Source organism: Rhizobium sp. IBUN (assembly GCF_000510625.1).
Taxonomy (GTDB): domain Bacteria; phylum Pseudomonadota; class Alphaproteobacteria; order Rhizobiales; family Rhizobiaceae; genus Rhizobium; species Rhizobium altiplani.
Genome location: NZ_AZNV01000007.1, coordinates 1 through 14,519, shown reverse-complemented (window position 1 = coordinate 14,519; position 14,519 = coordinate 1). Strand labels below are relative to the sequence as shown.

12 protein-coding genes and 1 pseudogene are annotated in these 14,519 nt (G+C 60.1%); 4 read left to right on the top strand and 9 right to left on the bottom strand.

Going from position 1 to position 14,519, the window contains the following annotated elements; translation table 11 throughout:
- Positions 1–125: 125 nt before the first annotated feature.
- The 6 genes and pseudogenes from RHIBUN_RS0108795 to RHIBUN_RS0108775 form a co-directional block, all read right to left on the bottom strand.
- Positions 126–419: a GYD domain-containing protein gene (locus RHIBUN_RS0108795; RefSeq protein ID WP_018116303.1), complete on the bottom strand. Its 294-nt coding sequence runs from the start codon at positions 417–419 to the stop codon at positions 126–128.
- A 210-nt stretch (positions 420–629) separates the two neighbouring features.
- On the bottom strand, positions 630–2,681 hold the full coding sequence (gene rpoD, locus RHIBUN_RS0108790; protein ID WP_007534225.1) for an RNA polymerase sigma factor RpoD: 2,052 nt from the start codon (positions 2,679–2,681) through the stop codon (positions 630–632).
- A 126-nt stretch (positions 2,682–2,807) separates the two neighbouring features.
- Complete coding sequence (locus tag RHIBUN_RS36335; RefSeq protein WP_131815344.1) at positions 2,808–3,083, bottom strand: hypothetical protein; 276 nt, start codon at positions 3,081–3,083, stop codon at positions 2,808–2,810.
- A gap of 56 nt (positions 3,084–3,139) precedes the next feature.
- Positions 3,140–3,486, bottom strand: a pseudogene (locus tag RHIBUN_RS35225) (GFA family protein).
- A 9-nt stretch (positions 3,487–3,495) separates the two neighbouring features.
- On the bottom strand, positions 3,496–4,533 hold the full coding sequence (gene tdh / locus RHIBUN_RS0108780; RefSeq protein ID WP_018116225.1) for an L-threonine 3-dehydrogenase: 1,038 nt from the start codon (positions 4,531–4,533) through the stop codon (positions 3,496–3,498).
- A 21-nt stretch (positions 4,534–4,554) separates the two neighbouring features.
- Positions 4,555–5,742, bottom strand: coding sequence for a glycine C-acetyltransferase (locus RHIBUN_RS0108775; RefSeq protein WP_025659298.1), 1,188 nt, complete (start codon positions 5,740–5,742; stop codon positions 4,555–4,557).
- Between the two features lie 194 nt (positions 5,743–5,936).
- Between RHIBUN_RS0108775 and RHIBUN_RS0108770 the strand changes: the two genes are divergently transcribed.
- Positions 5,937–6,770 (top strand): universal stress protein, encoded by an 834-nt coding sequence (locus RHIBUN_RS0108770; RefSeq protein WP_025659297.1) that lies wholly within the window; start codon positions 5,937–5,939, stop codon positions 6,768–6,770.
- Positions 6,771–6,871: 101 nt separating this feature from the next.
- Here the strand turns inward: RHIBUN_RS0108770 and recQ are convergent, their stop codons facing one another.
- Entirely contained in the window at positions 6,872–8,728 is a 1,857-nt protein-coding gene (recQ, locus tag RHIBUN_RS0108765) for a DNA helicase RecQ (protein WP_025659296.1), read from the bottom strand.
- Positions 8,725–10,710 (bottom strand): DNA primase, encoded by a 1,986-nt coding sequence (dnaG, locus tag RHIBUN_RS0108760; protein ID WP_018857178.1) that lies wholly within the window; start codon positions 10,708–10,710, stop codon positions 8,725–8,727. The genes recQ and dnaG overlap by 4 nt, the downstream gene beginning before the upstream one ends.
- Positions 10,711–11,372: 662 nt before the next feature.
- On the opposite strand from dnaG, the gene RHIBUN_RS0108755 reads away from it, so the two are divergent.
- The gene (locus RHIBUN_RS0108755) at positions 11,373–12,251 is read left to right on the top strand and encodes a hypothetical protein (protein ID WP_018857179.1); all 879 of its coding nucleotides are present in this window, start codon (positions 11,373–11,375) and stop codon (positions 12,249–12,251) included.
- Here RHIBUN_RS0108755 and RHIBUN_RS0108750 read toward each other — a convergent pair whose 3' ends face one another.
- On the bottom strand, positions 12,252–12,704 hold the full coding sequence (locus RHIBUN_RS0108750; protein WP_025659295.1) for a GatB/YqeY domain-containing protein: 453 nt from the start codon (positions 12,702–12,704) through the stop codon (positions 12,252–12,254).
- A gap of 273 nt (positions 12,705–12,977) precedes the next feature.
- Between RHIBUN_RS0108750 and carA the strand changes: the two genes are divergently transcribed.
- Positions 12,978–14,183, top strand: coding sequence for a glutamine-hydrolyzing carbamoyl-phosphate synthase small subunit (gene carA / locus RHIBUN_RS0108745; protein ID WP_025659294.1), 1,206 nt, complete (start codon positions 12,978–12,980; stop codon positions 14,181–14,183).
- A gap of 98 nt (positions 14,184–14,281) precedes the next feature.
- Positions 14,282–14,519: transposase (locus RHIBUN_RS33205; RefSeq protein ID WP_198021137.1), on the top strand; the 238-nt coding region annotated here is incomplete at its 3' end.

Genomic DNA, 14,519 nt, shown 5'->3' with positions numbered 1-14,519 from the left:
GCCTTTTAAGAAGGCATCATCAAGCCGTAAAACAAAAAAGCCTCGTGCCACGCGAACGCAACCGTTTTCGCGCGGCACGTCCTCCACATGTTTGCGCATATTCGCCTCTGCGAGAAGGTCAAGGGCTATCCGAGCGAGCCTATGATCTCGCGATAGGCAGCCTCCGGAAACGCCTTTAGCGTCTTGGTGCGCACATTACCCGCCATCCCAAGCGACAGCCCGAAGCGCGCCATGACAGCATCGTCAGGCGCCTCGCAGACAGCAACCATGTCGTGATCGCCCAAGGTAAGGAAGAAATTCTGGAAGGAGCCGCCCATGTCGCCAAGCAGCTTCTTTGCCGCGTCCAGGCGCTTTGCCGAGTCGCGAACGTTGCGAATGCCCTGATCCGTCCAATTAATAAGCACGATGTAAGTGGTCATTGCACACCTCCCACCGGAGGGTCTTGGCCCTACGCAACAGGCTATGGCGACCTTCGCTCACGCGCTGTGGTCGGTCCTGTCCCCCGTAGTGTCTACCTTACTCCTGTCCCTATGCGACAACAAGAAATGCCACGGCCCGCAAGGGTGCCAGAAAGGCAAAAGCCGGGCACAGGGCCCGGCTCTTGGATGTTTCCAGTCGAAGGTGGAAGCTTAGCTGTCCAGGAAGCTGCGAAGCTTTCTCGAACGGCTCGGGTGCTTCAGCTTGCGCAGCGCCTTCGCTTCGATCTGACGGATACGTTCGCGGGTAACCGAGAACTGCTGACCGACTTCCTCGAGCGTATGATCGGTGTTCATGCCGATGCCGAAACGCATGCGCAGCACGCGCTCTTCGCGCGGCGTCAGTGATGCCAGAACGCGGGTCGTCGTTTCGCGCAGATTCGCCTGGATGGCGGCGTCGATCGGCAGCAGCGCGTTCTTGTCCTCGATGAAATCGCCGAGGTGTGAATCCTCTTCGTCACCGACAGGGGTTTCGAGCGAGATCGGCTCCTTGGCGATCTTCAGGACCTTGCGGACCTTTTCGAGCGGCATGGCAAGCTTTTCGGCCAGTTCTTCCGGCGTCGGCTCGCGACCGATTTCGTGCAGCATCTGGCGCGACGTGCGGACGATCTTGTTGATCGTTTCGATCATATGCACCGGAATACGGATCGTGCGGGCCTGGTCGGCGATGGAACGGGTGATCGCCTGACGGATCCACCACGTCGCGTAAGTCGAGAACTTGTAGCCGCGGCGGTATTCGAACTTGTCGACCGCCTTCATCAGGCCGATGTTGCCCTCCTGAATGAGGTCGAGGAACTGCAGACCACGGTTCGTGTACTTCTTGGCGATGGAGATGACGAGGCGAAGGTTCGCTTCGACCATTTCCTTCTTGGCGATGCGGGCTTCGCGCTCGCCCTTCTGCACCATGTGCACGATGCGGCGGAATTCCGAGATCGAGATGCCGGTTTCCGTTGCGAGATTCTGGATCTCCTGGCGGATGTCGCGGATCGTCGTGTTTTCGCCCTTGGCGAATTCCTTCCAGCCGCGTGCCGCCAGATTGCCGATCGACTTCATCCAGTTCGGATCGAGTTCGGCGCCCTGATACTGCTCGAGGAACGAGTCGCGCTTGACGCCGTAGGATTCAGCGAGACGCAGCAGGCGGCCTTCGTTCTGAACGAGGCGCTTGTTAATGTCGTAAAGCTGCTCGACGAGGGCGTCGATGCGGTTCTGGTTCAGCGACAGAGACTTGACGGCCTTGATGAGCTCATCCTTGAGCTCCTTGTACCGGCGCTCCTGGGCAGACGACAGCGTGCCGGTGGCAGCGAGCCGCTGCTCGACCTGCTGGTCCTGAAGCTTGCGCAGCTTCTTGTACGTCTCGGCGATGATGTCGAGCGTTTCCATGACCTGCGGGCGCAGTTCCGCTTCCATAGCGGCGAGCGACAGGTTGGACTCGTCTTCGTCTTCTTCTTCCTCTTCCGGAGGAAGGCCTTCGCCGCCGACATTGGTGATGTCGTCGTCGCCAGAACGGACGCGGCGCGTCTTTTCCTTCTCTTCGGCGGCCTTGCGGTCAGCCTCGATCTTCTCGGGGCTTTGGAACTGCGGTGCAGCCTTGGCTTCCGGGCCGGAATAGGTGGTTTCGAGGTCGATGATCTCGCGAAGCAGCGTCGTGCCTTCGTTGAGCTCATCGCGCCAGATGATCAGCGCCTGGAACGTCAGCGGGCTTTCGCAGAGGCCGCCGATCATGGTTTCGCGGCCGGCCTCGATGCGCTTTGCGATCGCAATTTCGCCTTCGCGCGACAGCAGCTCCACCGAGCCCATTTCGCGCAGATACATGCGAACCGGATCGTCGGTGCGGTCGGTCGGTTCCTTCTTCTTGGCGGTCGCAAGGGCAGTGCCGCCGGAAGGTGCGAGCTCGCCGCCTTCGCTCTCGTCGTCGGAGCCGGAATCATCATCGTCGCCGCCGGCCGTGGCTTCCTCGGCTTCTTCGTCTTCGATGACGTTGATGCCCATGTCCGACAACATCGACATCGTGTCTTCGATCTGCTCGGACGTCACTTCTTCTGACGGCAGGACGGCGTTCAACTCGTCCATCGTTACATAGCCGCGCTTCTTCGCGGCCTTGATCATCTTCTTGACCGCGTCATCGGAAAGATCGAGAAGAGGGCCGTCGGTGCCGCCGTCGCGTTCGACTTCCGCTTCTTCGTTTTCTTTGACCTTGGTTGCCATTTATGTCGTCGCCTTCCTGACGCTATTCAAACTCGTCGCAGTGAACGGCCGCACGCAGCCGATACGCCGCAAACGACCGTCTCGAATCACCTAGTCTCACCTAACGGGATGAGATTTAATGCCTGATTAACCACGATTGCCGGCGCCGGACGACAGAGCTTCATTGTCATCAAATGTCCGGCCATGGTTGTGCGATCCGCCCTTGACCCAGTTCACCGCTTTCCAAGTCGAACGGTGATTCCCACATTTTTTGTTCTCGTCAAGCTTTTCTAGCAAAAAAGCCTCACAAAACCCGGAAAAAGCCTTATCCACAGGCCCGGAACCGCCCAAGCGATTGCCAACCATAAATAGGATGTCACCACGAGAAGACAAGAGCAGCAGGCATTCTTCCTGAACAGCCAAGTCGCCGCCAAGATTCGACGTGCCCGCCGTTTGTTTTGTTCGACCTCCGTCGGAGCTTAATGCGACTGCCCATCCCAGGGCTGGATCTCCAGACTTGCAAGATCAACAGCGGGAATGCATCGAACGTTGATGCAGGCCATCTCGGCACCGTCAGGCATCTTAGCTTCCGCGAAGGGAGCGATGCCGCAAGTGCCGCAAAAGCGGTGCTGGATCGTGTGGGTATTGAACGTATAGGTGGACAGCTTCTCACGCGGCGTTCTCAGGGTGAACTTGTCGCGGGGAACGAAGGCGAGCAGCCCTCCGCGCCGTCGGCATAGCGAACAATTGCAATCAAGGGCGGAGGTGAACTCCCCTCCACCTCAAATGCGATGTTGCCGCAATGGCAGCTTCCTTCGTACTGCATCGATCCTCCTCAGTTCCAGTCCATAACCACCTTGCCTGAATTGCCCGAGCGCATTGCCTCGAATCCCTCCCGGAACTCATCGATCCCGATTCGGTGCGTGATAACGGGCGACAAATCCAGCCCGCCCTGCACGAAAGCAATCATCTTGTACCAAGTCTCGAACATCTCGCGACCGTAGATGCCCTTCAGGTTAAGCATCTTGAAGATGACTTTGTTCCAGTCGATCTCGAAGCCGGCAGGCGCAATGCCGAGGATCGCGATCTTGCCGCCATTGTTCATCTTGTCGATCATGTCGCGAAAGGCCGGCGCAGCGCCGGACATTTCAAGCCCGACGTCGAAGCCCTCGGTCATTCCGATCGACTTCATCACGTCGGTGAGGTTCTCCTTCGAGGCATCGACGACATAATCGATGCCGAGCTTGCGGGCGAGATCAAGCCGATGCGGGTTGATGTCTGTTATGACCACCTTGCGGGCGCCCGATCGTTTGGCGACCAGCGCCCCCATGATGCCGATCGGGCCCGCGCCGGTGACAAGCACATCCTCGCCGACGAGATCGAAGGAAAGAGCTGTATGCACCGCGTTGCCAAACGGGTCGAAGATCGCGGCGATCTCATCGGAAATATCGTCCGGAATCGGCACCACATTCGCCTCGGGAATGCAGACGAACTCTCCGAACGAGCCGGGGCGGTTGACGCCGACGCCGAGCGTGTTGCGGCAGAGGTGGCCCCTGCCCGCACGACAGTTGCGGCACTTGCCGCAGACGATATGCCCCTCACCGGAAACACGTTCACCGACATGGTATTTCGTAACCGCCGAGCCGATCTCAGCGATCTCGCCGCAGAATTCATGGCCGACGACCATCGGCACAGGAATGGTCTTCTGCGCCCACTGGTCCCAGTTCCAGATATGGACATCGGTACCGCAGATCGCGGATTTCTTCACCTTGATCAACACGTCGTTCGGTCCGACCTCGGGAACCGGGACATGTTCCATCCAAAGCCCCACCTCCGGCTTCGCCTTGACCAGCGCCTTCATCATGTTCGACATGATCTAACTCTCCCAAACCCTTTAAATGACACCGAGTTCGCGGCCGGCTTCGGCAAAGGCCGCAATCGTCCGCTCGACATCTGCACGTGAATGCGCCGCCGACATCTGCGTGCGGATGCGCGCCTGTCCCTTTGGCACGACAGGGAAGGAGAAGCCGATCACATAGACGCCCTTCTTCAACATGAGCGCCGCCATGTCCTGCGCCAGCTTGGCGTCGCCGAGCATGACAGGAATGATCGGATGCCCCTCGCCCGCCATGGTGAAGCCGAGCTTCGTCATTTCGGAGCGGAACAGCGCCGCATTGGCTGCCAACCGCTCGCGCAGCGCATCACCGTTCTCGATGAGATCGAAGACCTTGAGCGACGCAGCCGCAATTACCGGTGCCAGCGTGTTCGAGAACAGATAGGGGCGCGACCGCTGCCGCAGCCAGTCGACGATTTCCGCCTTTGCCGAAGTATAGCCGCCGGAGGCACCGCCGAGCGCCTTCCCGAGCGTGCCGGTGATGATGTCGACCCGGCCCTCAACCCCGCAATGCTCGGCTGACCCGCGCCCATGCTTCCCGACGAAGCCGACGGCGTGGCTGTCGTCGACCATGACCATCGCACCATATTTCTCGGCGAGGTCGCAGACGCCCTGCAGGTTGGCAATAATGCCGTCCATCGAGAAGACACCATCAGTAGCGATCAGCTTGAAGCGGCTGCCTTCCGCCTTCTTCAGCTCTTCCTCCAGCGCCGTCATGTCGTTGTTGGCATAGCGGAAGCGCTTCGCCTTGGAGAGACGCACGCCATCGATGATCGAGGCGTGGTTCAGCGCGTCGGAGATGATTGCATCCTCCTCGCCGAGCAGCGTCTCGAAGAGACCGCCATTGGCGTCGAAACAAGAGGAATAGAGGATCGTGTCTTCCATGCCGAGGAAGGAGGAAATGCGGGCCTCGAGCTGTTTGTGCTCTTCCTGTGTACCGCAGATGAAGCGCACCGACGCCATGCCGTAGCCATAGCGGTCGAGCGCCTTCTTCCCCGCTTCGACAAGCTCCTCATTATCAGCGAGCCCGAGATAGTTGTTGGCGCAGAAGTTCAGCACGCGCTCGCCGGAGGCAACGGCAATCTCGCCTGCCTGCTTGGAGGTGATGACGCGCTCGGACTTGTAAAGTCCGGCATCCTTCAGTGCGGCAAGTTCGGTGCGGAGGTAGGAGAGGAATTCCGAGGTCATTGAATGCCCTTCTTGTGATGTTTCCCGATGCCCTGCACTAGCACATAGCCAAGAGCCTGTCTTGCCGTCGTCAACGCCGGATTTCGCCGCCATAGTTCGCCAAAGCATATCCGCGGTACGATTTTGACAGAGATCAATGCAGGTCAGCGCGAAAGGAGTAGAATCGGCTTCATCCAACAGAAAGGCGGGTCAAAATGACGATCAAAACCGTTCTAGCTGTTCTCGGCGTCGACCATTGGGCCGACGACCTCAGCAACGCCGTGAAGTTCTGCGAGGGTCACGACGCACATCTGACAGCGCTTGTGATGAGCATGGGTGCCGTGCCCGCGATCGCAACATACCAGGCGATCTCCACAGCGTGGCTCGACGAGCAGCAGCGCGAAATCGAACACCTCGGCGAAGAAGCTGCGGCAGTCAAAGCGGAACTGCGGAACGCCGATCTTTCAAGCGATGTGCAGGAAATCTACACAGAGTTCGCCTGGGTCGATGACGACATCGCCGAACGTTCCCTTTATGCGGACCTGGTTCTTGTCGAGGCTCAGACGGCGCGCAACGAGCCCCTGCGAAAACGCGTTATCGACGGAGCACTCTTTCAATCGCCGACCCCGATTTTGATCAATCCCGCCAAGAAATCGATGACGACGTCTCCGAAGTCGGTATTGCTTGCTTGGGACTCCAGCAACGAAGCCGCCCGCGCGGCGCGGCAATCCCTGGACTTCCTGAAAGCCAGCGACACGGTTCACGTGACACTTATTGATCCGGTCTCTTCAGCAACAGCAAACGGTGAGGAACCTGGAGCCGACATCGCGGCCTATCTTGCGCGGCATGGGATCAATGTCGAGGTTGACCGCGTGCCCAGCGGCGGACGGCGGGTGGACGAGGCATTGAGGCAGCACGCCCTCGATGTCGCGGCAGATCTCATCGTGATGGGTGCCTATAACCACCCACGCCTGCAGCAACGCCTCTTCGGTGGCGTAACACAGTCCATGCTGAAAGACAGCACCGTTCCGATGTTTCTATCTCGGTAAAGTTGGTAAAACGCGTGGCTCGAGACGGGGGGCTTTGGATCCTAAAGACCTTGAAAGCGTCAGCATGTCATGCCCGATCCAACCGTCACCCTCGGCGCAGCCTAGTCATCGTGACCGAGGATCACATCCAGAAACGCATCACCGTAGCGCTCGAGCTTCGACTGGCCCACCCCCGAGATGTTGAGCATCTCCTTGTGCGTCCGCGGCCGCTCGGTCGCGAAGGCGATGAGTGTCGTATCGGGGAAGACAACATAGGGCGGCACGCCGAGCGAGCGCGCGATCGCCGTCCGCTCCGCGCGCAAGGCTTCAAAGAGCACGCCGTCTCCGCCTGAAAGAACGGAGCGCCGCTCGACCTGCGCCGTTCGTTTCGAACGTCGTTCCGCAACCGGACGATCCTTGCGGAAGAAAACCGGGCGTTCGCGCTTGAAGACGGCGCGGGCCTCCGCCTCGAGCTTCAGGGCGCCGAACGCTTCATTGTCGACGCGGACCAATCCCATCGCAAGCAATTGCCGGAATACCGATTGCCACGTGCGGGCCGGCAGATCATTTCCGGCGCCAAAGACCGGCATTGTCGTGTGGCCGAAGCGTTCAGTCTTCTCGTTGACGTTGCCGAGCAGCACATCCACGACATGCCCGGTGCCGAACCGCTCGCCGGTCCGGTAGATCGCGGCAAGCGCCTTGATGGCTGCCTCCGTCCCGTCCCAGGTCTCGACCGGCTTCAGGCAGGTATCGCAGCCACCGCACTTGCCGGCATGCGCCTCGCCGAAATGCGCAAGGATTGCCTGACGGCGGCACGAGGCGGTTTCGCAGATCGCCAGCAGCGCGTTCAGCTTGGAGCGCTCAACGCGTTTGATCTCGTCGGCCGCACCACCGTCGTCGATCATCCGGCGGCGCTGGATGACGTCGGCCATGCCGTAGGCCATCCAGACTTCGGAAGGCAGGCCGTCGCGCCCGGCGCGGCCCGTCTCCTGGTAGTACGCCTCGACCGAGCCCGGCAGATCGAGATGCGCGACGTAGCGCACATTCGGCTTGTCGATCCCCATGCCGAAGGCGACGGTGGCGACAAGGCAAAGCTCATCCTCTTTCAGAAAGGCATCCTGATTTGCATCGCGAAGCACCCTGTCCATGCCGGCGTGATAGGGAAGCGCCCGAATGCCCTGCCCGTTCAGCCACTCGGCCGTATCCTCGACCTTGGCGCGGGACAGACAGTAGACGATACCGCTGTTGCCTTTGTGTCCGGAAAGAAACCGCAGCAACTGCTGGCGCGGCTGATCGCGCTCGACGATTTCGTAGGAAATGTTCGGGCGATCGAAGCTGGTCGTAAAAACCTGGGCATTGTTCAGCGCCAACCGTTCGACGATATCGTCGCGGGTGTGCGAGTCGGCCGTCGCCGTCAGCGCAATGCGCGGCACACCCGGGTAGTGCTCCGCCAGCTTGCCAAGCTCGCGATACTCGGGGCGGAAGTCATGGCCCCATTGGGAAACACAATGCGCCTCGTCGATGGCGAAGAGCGAGATCCGCGCGTTACCGATCGTGTCTCGGAAGCCATCCATGAGAATGCGCTCCGGCGTCACGTAAAGGAGATCGAGCTTGCCTGCGGCAATCGCGCGACGAACCTCGATGAACTCCTCGCGTGACAGCGCCGAGTTCAGTGCCGCGGCCCTGATGCCGAGCTGCTTCATCGCCTCCACCTGATCGCGCATCAGCGCAATCAGCGGCGAAACGACAATGCCGACACCTTCGCGGCAGAGCGCCGGAATCTGGAAGCAGAGCGATTTGCCGGCCCCCGTCGGAAAGAGAACGACGGCATCGCCGCCGGCGACGACATGCTCCACCACCTGCTGCTGCTTGCCGCGGAAGGCCGGATAGCCATAGACACGGTTAAGAATGCCAAGAGGCGAGCGCTCCGCACCGAACAGCGCACCGCCGGCAGAAAGTTGCACTGTAGAATCCCTCAATGGCTAGCCGCTCCCTTGACGCGGCCGGAGAGCACGCCGAATCCATCGATGATCGCTTCCTGGTTCTCTAAGCGAAGCCCCTCGAAATGAACCTCCTGCAATGCGCGCATCAACTGATCGATCACCTCGCCGTTGCCGGCCTCGGTTGCCTCGGCGATCTCGCGTTCGAGCTCGATCTTCTGGAAACGCAGCGCTTTGGCGCGTTTGTGGAAGGCGAGCGCCTGCCGGTAGCCTTCGCGCGCATCCTCCATCGCAGCCTCCGATGTAGCGATCCAAAGGCGGGCATTGCGGATCTGCTGCTCGAGCCCCTGTAGCAATGAGCCGAAGCCTTGCTCTTCCATGCGCTCCAGCAGGTGCTCTCGCGTGAGGTGCGGGCCGGCCACGGCCGCGGCGGCGCCGAGCATGACAGACCAGAGCCGCTGAAGCTCGCGATTGTCGTAGTCGATCGAGGCGATTTCGTCGTACTCGTCCTGCATCAAGGCCGGATGATTGATAACTGTCAGCGCCAGAACGCTCTCGCGCAAGGCAGGCGTCTCCTGGTGGCCTCGAACCAGACCGGAGCGGGCGAGCCGATCGGAAATGCCTCCGCCGGAAAGGCGCGGGCCGCGTGGCCCCTCGTTGCCACGGCCACGGGATTGTCCACCGCCACGATCAAAGCTTCGCCGCTCATTGCCGCGATTCTGGAATTGCGGCTGGAAGAAGCCGTTCAGGCGGTCGCGCATATCCTGCTGGTAGTGACGGCGCACATTCTCATCGGCAATGACACCAACCAGCTGCTTCAACCGCGCTTCGAGCTCGGCCTTCGCTTCAGGCGTCTCGAACTGCCCGGTGTTGATCTCACGGCCCCAGATCATCTCTGCCAGCGGCTTGGCCTGGCTCATCACCTTGTCGAAGGGCGCACGGCCTTCGTTGCGCACCAAATCGTCCGGGTCCTTGCCGTCGGGCAACAGGGCAAAGCGCACGGTGCGCCCCGGCTTGATATGCGGAAGCGCCAGATCGGCAGCGCGATTGGCGGCGCGAATGCCGGCGCCGTCGCCATCGAAGCAAAGCACGGGCTGCGGCGTCATCTTCCAGAGGAGTTCAAGCTGGTTCTCGGTCAATGCCGTGCCGAGCGGCGCCACGGCATTCTCGACGCCAGCCTGATGCAGCGCGATCACGTCCATATAGCCTTCGACGGCGATGATCGTGCCCTCGCCGTTCGCACCCTGCGTCGCCCGGCGGGCGCGTGCGAAATTGTAGAGCACATTGCCTTTGTGGAAGAGCTCTGTCTCGTTGGAATTGAGATACTTCGCGGGCGCATCAGGCGACATGGCACGCCCCCCGAACGCAATTACCTTCTCGCGAGATGACAGGATCGGGAACATGATGCGGTCGCGGAAGCGATCGTAGGAGACCGGCACCTCGGGACCATGGACCACGAGCCCACATGCTTCGATCTGTTCCTTGGCAATGCCCTTGCCCGCCAGAAACTCCTTGAGTGCGTTTCGGCTATCGGGGGCAAAGCCGAGCCGGAAGGTCTCGATCGTGCGTCCCGTCAGCCCGCGGTCGCGAAGATAAGCCCGCGCCCGCGCGCCGTTTGCCGTCTGCAACTGATCCTGAAAGTACTTGGTCGCAAGCTCCATCACGTCGAGAAGCGAAGTGCGCTCCTTCTCGCGCTTCTCCATAACCGGATCGGCAACCGGCATGGCAACGCCCGCCATGTCGGCGATCTGCTGCACCGCCTCCGGAAAATTCAACCCTTCCAGATCTGTGAGAAAGCGGAAGTGATCGCCGGTGACGCCGCAGCCGAAGCAGTGGTAGCGCCCCTTTCGGTCCTCGCAGTGGAAGCTCGGCGACTTCTCGCCGTGAAACGGGCAGCAGGCCCAATAGTCGCCGCGCGACACGTTGGTCTTGCGCTTGTCCCAGCTCACACGACGGCCAATCACGTCCGAAATCGGCACGCGATCGCGTATCTCGTCGAGAAAGGAATTGGAAAAGCGCATGTGAACCTCTTGATTGGGTCCATATAAGCAGGTTCATCCGCACATGCCACGGCATTTGGGCGAAAGCCGCGCTATTCACAGGACCATTGCCTGCTCAAAATTCTCCCGAAATGAGTGTTCAAAATTGCGTTACCGCCCCTGCGACAGGGGGTGCGACACTGACGGCAATAACCCCACGTTTTGCGTGTATGCAAGCAGGCGTCCCGACCGTCTCAGTTCTTGACTATCGTCAAAAACCGATTTCGGAACAACGGCTTCCGACTTGCTCCGACCGACGAATTTCATGTCGGCGCGCAGTAGCCTCCATCGCGGTTGCCACACCTAAGGCAGCCCCGTCGCCAATCATTATTTTTTTGTAATTTGAATCGGTTGCCGCGTCGCAATAACTTCAATGGGAAAGAAGCGATCCCCAAGCGAGGCACCATCCCTACCCCCGGCGCCGCCTCGCAAGGGTGTCTTTGCGAGTAACCGGTGGCTTGGATCTCGGTCCTGCGTCGCCACCGGAAGCAAAGAGCAAGAAGGCAGGAGCACCCCCAGCTCCTGCCTTCTATAATTTCACCTAAAAGTTTTATCTTCGATGTATTCATGTCCGCTGCGGGCAGTGGATGGCATTGACAGTTCTCCTTCGATGCCCAATGAAAGTATCCTACCGGGATCATCGAATGCCACATAGAGTTGAGGATTTTTTAGAAAGCGACGCCTTTTTCGTGGCCGTGCTGAACTGCGCCCGCGAAATGCTGACGATCTACCGCGAGAGCCCGCGCATCGCATCGATCTTTGCCGCGCAGCAACGCTGGTTGATGGCCCATGCCGGCTTTGCACTCCACTTCGGCTATCCCGGCGAACCGAAGCTCGGCCTTTATTCGCGCCGTTTCATCGCCTTTGCCGTTGCGAACAAGATTGCGAGCCGCAATACCGCCGCAGCCTTTATCCAGGAAATGCTAGCCTACCGGTTCCTTAGCCCGGTCTTGAGTACCAGCGACAAGCGCACGCGCCTGTTGGAGCCGACGGAAACCGCTCACGAACACTTTTACAGGTGGCTCGCCACCCACCTTTTTATTCTCGACAGTCTTGACGGCGGCAATCGGCTGGACCGAATGAATGCCGACCCCTCGGCCTTCTCGAGGATGCAGCCGCTGATCTCCAAGGGGATCATCGATAGCGATGCCGTGCGCGACCCAGGCGCTACATACAATCTGTTCAACTGGGCAAACTCCGGCGGCCTGATCATGGACTACCTTATGATCAGTATCGACAACTTCGATCGCAACTCGGAACGGGCCCACATCGGCCCCGTGTCGCTCAAGGAAATCCGTGACCAGTTCATGATCTCCAACACGCATTTGAAGCGCCTGCTGACGACGGCATCCGAAATGGGAAGCGTGGGTTGGACACAACCGCCCTATAAGGGCGATACTTGGATTTCGCGCGCGTTTATCATGGAGTATTGGGGTTATCAGGCCGCGAAATTCGCCATTGTCGATGCTGCCGCAGAAGCGGTTCTGGGGCTCGCCGCCAGAAAGACGGCGAGCCTGCGCTGATTAGTTCAGCTGTTCCTTGACGGCGCCGGAGGCCTTGGAGAAATCCATCTGGCCGGCATAGCGCTCCTTCAGGACGGCCATCACCTTGCCCATGTCCTTCGGGCCGGCGGCGCCGATTTCCGCGATGATCGCGGCGATGTTGCTGCGTACCTCCGCATCCGAAAGCTGTTTCGGCAGGAAATCATGGAGCACCGCAATTTCGGCACGCTCTTTAGCGGCCAGTTCGGGGCGCGCGTTTTCTTCGTAGATCTTCGCCGATTCGTCGCGCTGCTTCACCATCTTGGCGAGGATCTGCAGGATTTCGTCGTCGCTCGCTTCTTCCTTGCCGGCGCCACGATTGGCAATATCCCGGTCCTTGATGGCGGCCTGAATCAGGCGAACGGTCGAGAGCCGCTCGGCATTCTTGGACTTCATGGCATCCTTGAGGGCGGCGGCGAGTTGATCGCGCAACATCATAATCACTCCTGTTTGAATGCCGCTTCATAAACCACGCGAATGCATGGGATCAAATAAATTGCGGAAAATGACGGCAGAAAGCGCGAGAAAACCCGCAGAATGTGCGCTACAAAGATTGACCTCGCGCAACAGCGTGGCTATTTACCGCCACCTGCACCAAAATTCGTGATCAGGCCTGAGAGCGCGCGCCTTGCCGCGCGCATATGCTTGCGAACCAAATGGCCGGCCAACGTTGCCCAAGGACGTGTGGCTGCCGGAAACGGGATGAAGATGACCGCGACAGCACCCTGGACAACCGAAAAGCCGACTGCCCTGCTCGTTCTTGCAGACGGAACCGTCATCGAAGGCAAGGGCATCGGCGCGACCGGCAAGGTCCAGGCTGAGGTGGTCTTCAACACGGCGCTGACTGGCTACGAAGAGATTCTGACGGACCCCTCCTATCTCGGCCAGATCGTCACCTTTACCTTCCCGCATATCGGCAACATCGGCACCAACGACGAAGACATCGAGGACCTGACGCCAGCAGCACGCCACGGCGCCGTCGGCGTCATCTTCAAGGCCGATATCACCGATCCGTCCAACTACCGCGCCGTCAAGCACCTCGATGCCTGGCTGAAGGCTCGCGGCATCATCGGCCTCTGCGGTGTCGACACACGCGCGCTGACGGCTTGGATCCGCGAAAACGGCTCGCCGAACGCCGTTATCGCCCATGACCCCAACGGTGTGTTCGACGTTGAGACGCTGAAGGCGGAAGCCAAGGCGTGGAGCGGCCTCGAAGGCCTCGACCTCGCCAAGATCGCTTCGTCAGGCCAAACGTCGCAGTGGGCGCAGACCCCGTGGATCTGGAACGAAGGTTACGGCGAGCTTACCCCGGAAAATGCGACGTATCACGTCGTCTGCCTCGACTACGGCGTCAAGCGCAACATCCTGCGCCTCTTTGCCGGCCTCGACTGCAAGGTCACCGTCATGCCGGCAACGACGAGTGCCGAGGATGTGCTTGCCATGCAGCCCGACGGCATCTTCCTGTCGAACGGCCCGGGCGACCCGGCCGCAACAGGCGAATACGCCGTTCCTGTTATCCAGAAGCTGATCAAGACCGACATCCCGGTCTTCGGCATCTGCCTCGGTCACCAGATGCTCGGCCTCGCGCTCGGCGCCAAGACCGAAAAGATGCACCAGGGCCATCATGGCGCCAACCACCCCGTCAAGGATCACACCACAGGCAAGGTCGAGATCGTCTCGATGAACCACGGCTTCGCGGTCGACACGAAGTCTCTGCCCCATGGCGTTGAAGAGACTCACGTTTCCCTCTTCGACGGCACCAACTGCGGCCTGCGTGTCGCTGGTAAGCCGATCTTCTCGGTGCAGCATCACCCGGAAGCCTCCCCCGGCCCGCAGGACAGCCACTACCTCTTCCGTCGCTTCATCAATCTGGTGCGCGCGAAGAAGGGCGAGGAAGCTCTCGCCGAGCGCTGAGACGGATCCCTTCACGCAATTCGAAAGCCCGCTTCCCAGCGGGCTCAGACTGCTGACAAACCCCTGGCCTCGTCCAGGGGTTTGTGATTCACTGGGTCATGTTGAAGAAACCTGCTCCCGAACAGACGGCTCTCGAGATGGTGACGCTCGATCAGCTTGTTCCGAAGGATCACCTGCTTCGCAAGATCGACGCGGTAATCGACTTTTCCTTCATCCATGATCGGGTTGCCGGTCTTTACTGTGCTGATAACGGCCGCCCGCCGCTCGATCCGACCTTGATGTTCAAGGCGCTGTTCATCGGTTACCTGTTCGGCGTGCGCTCGGAGCGTCAGTTGG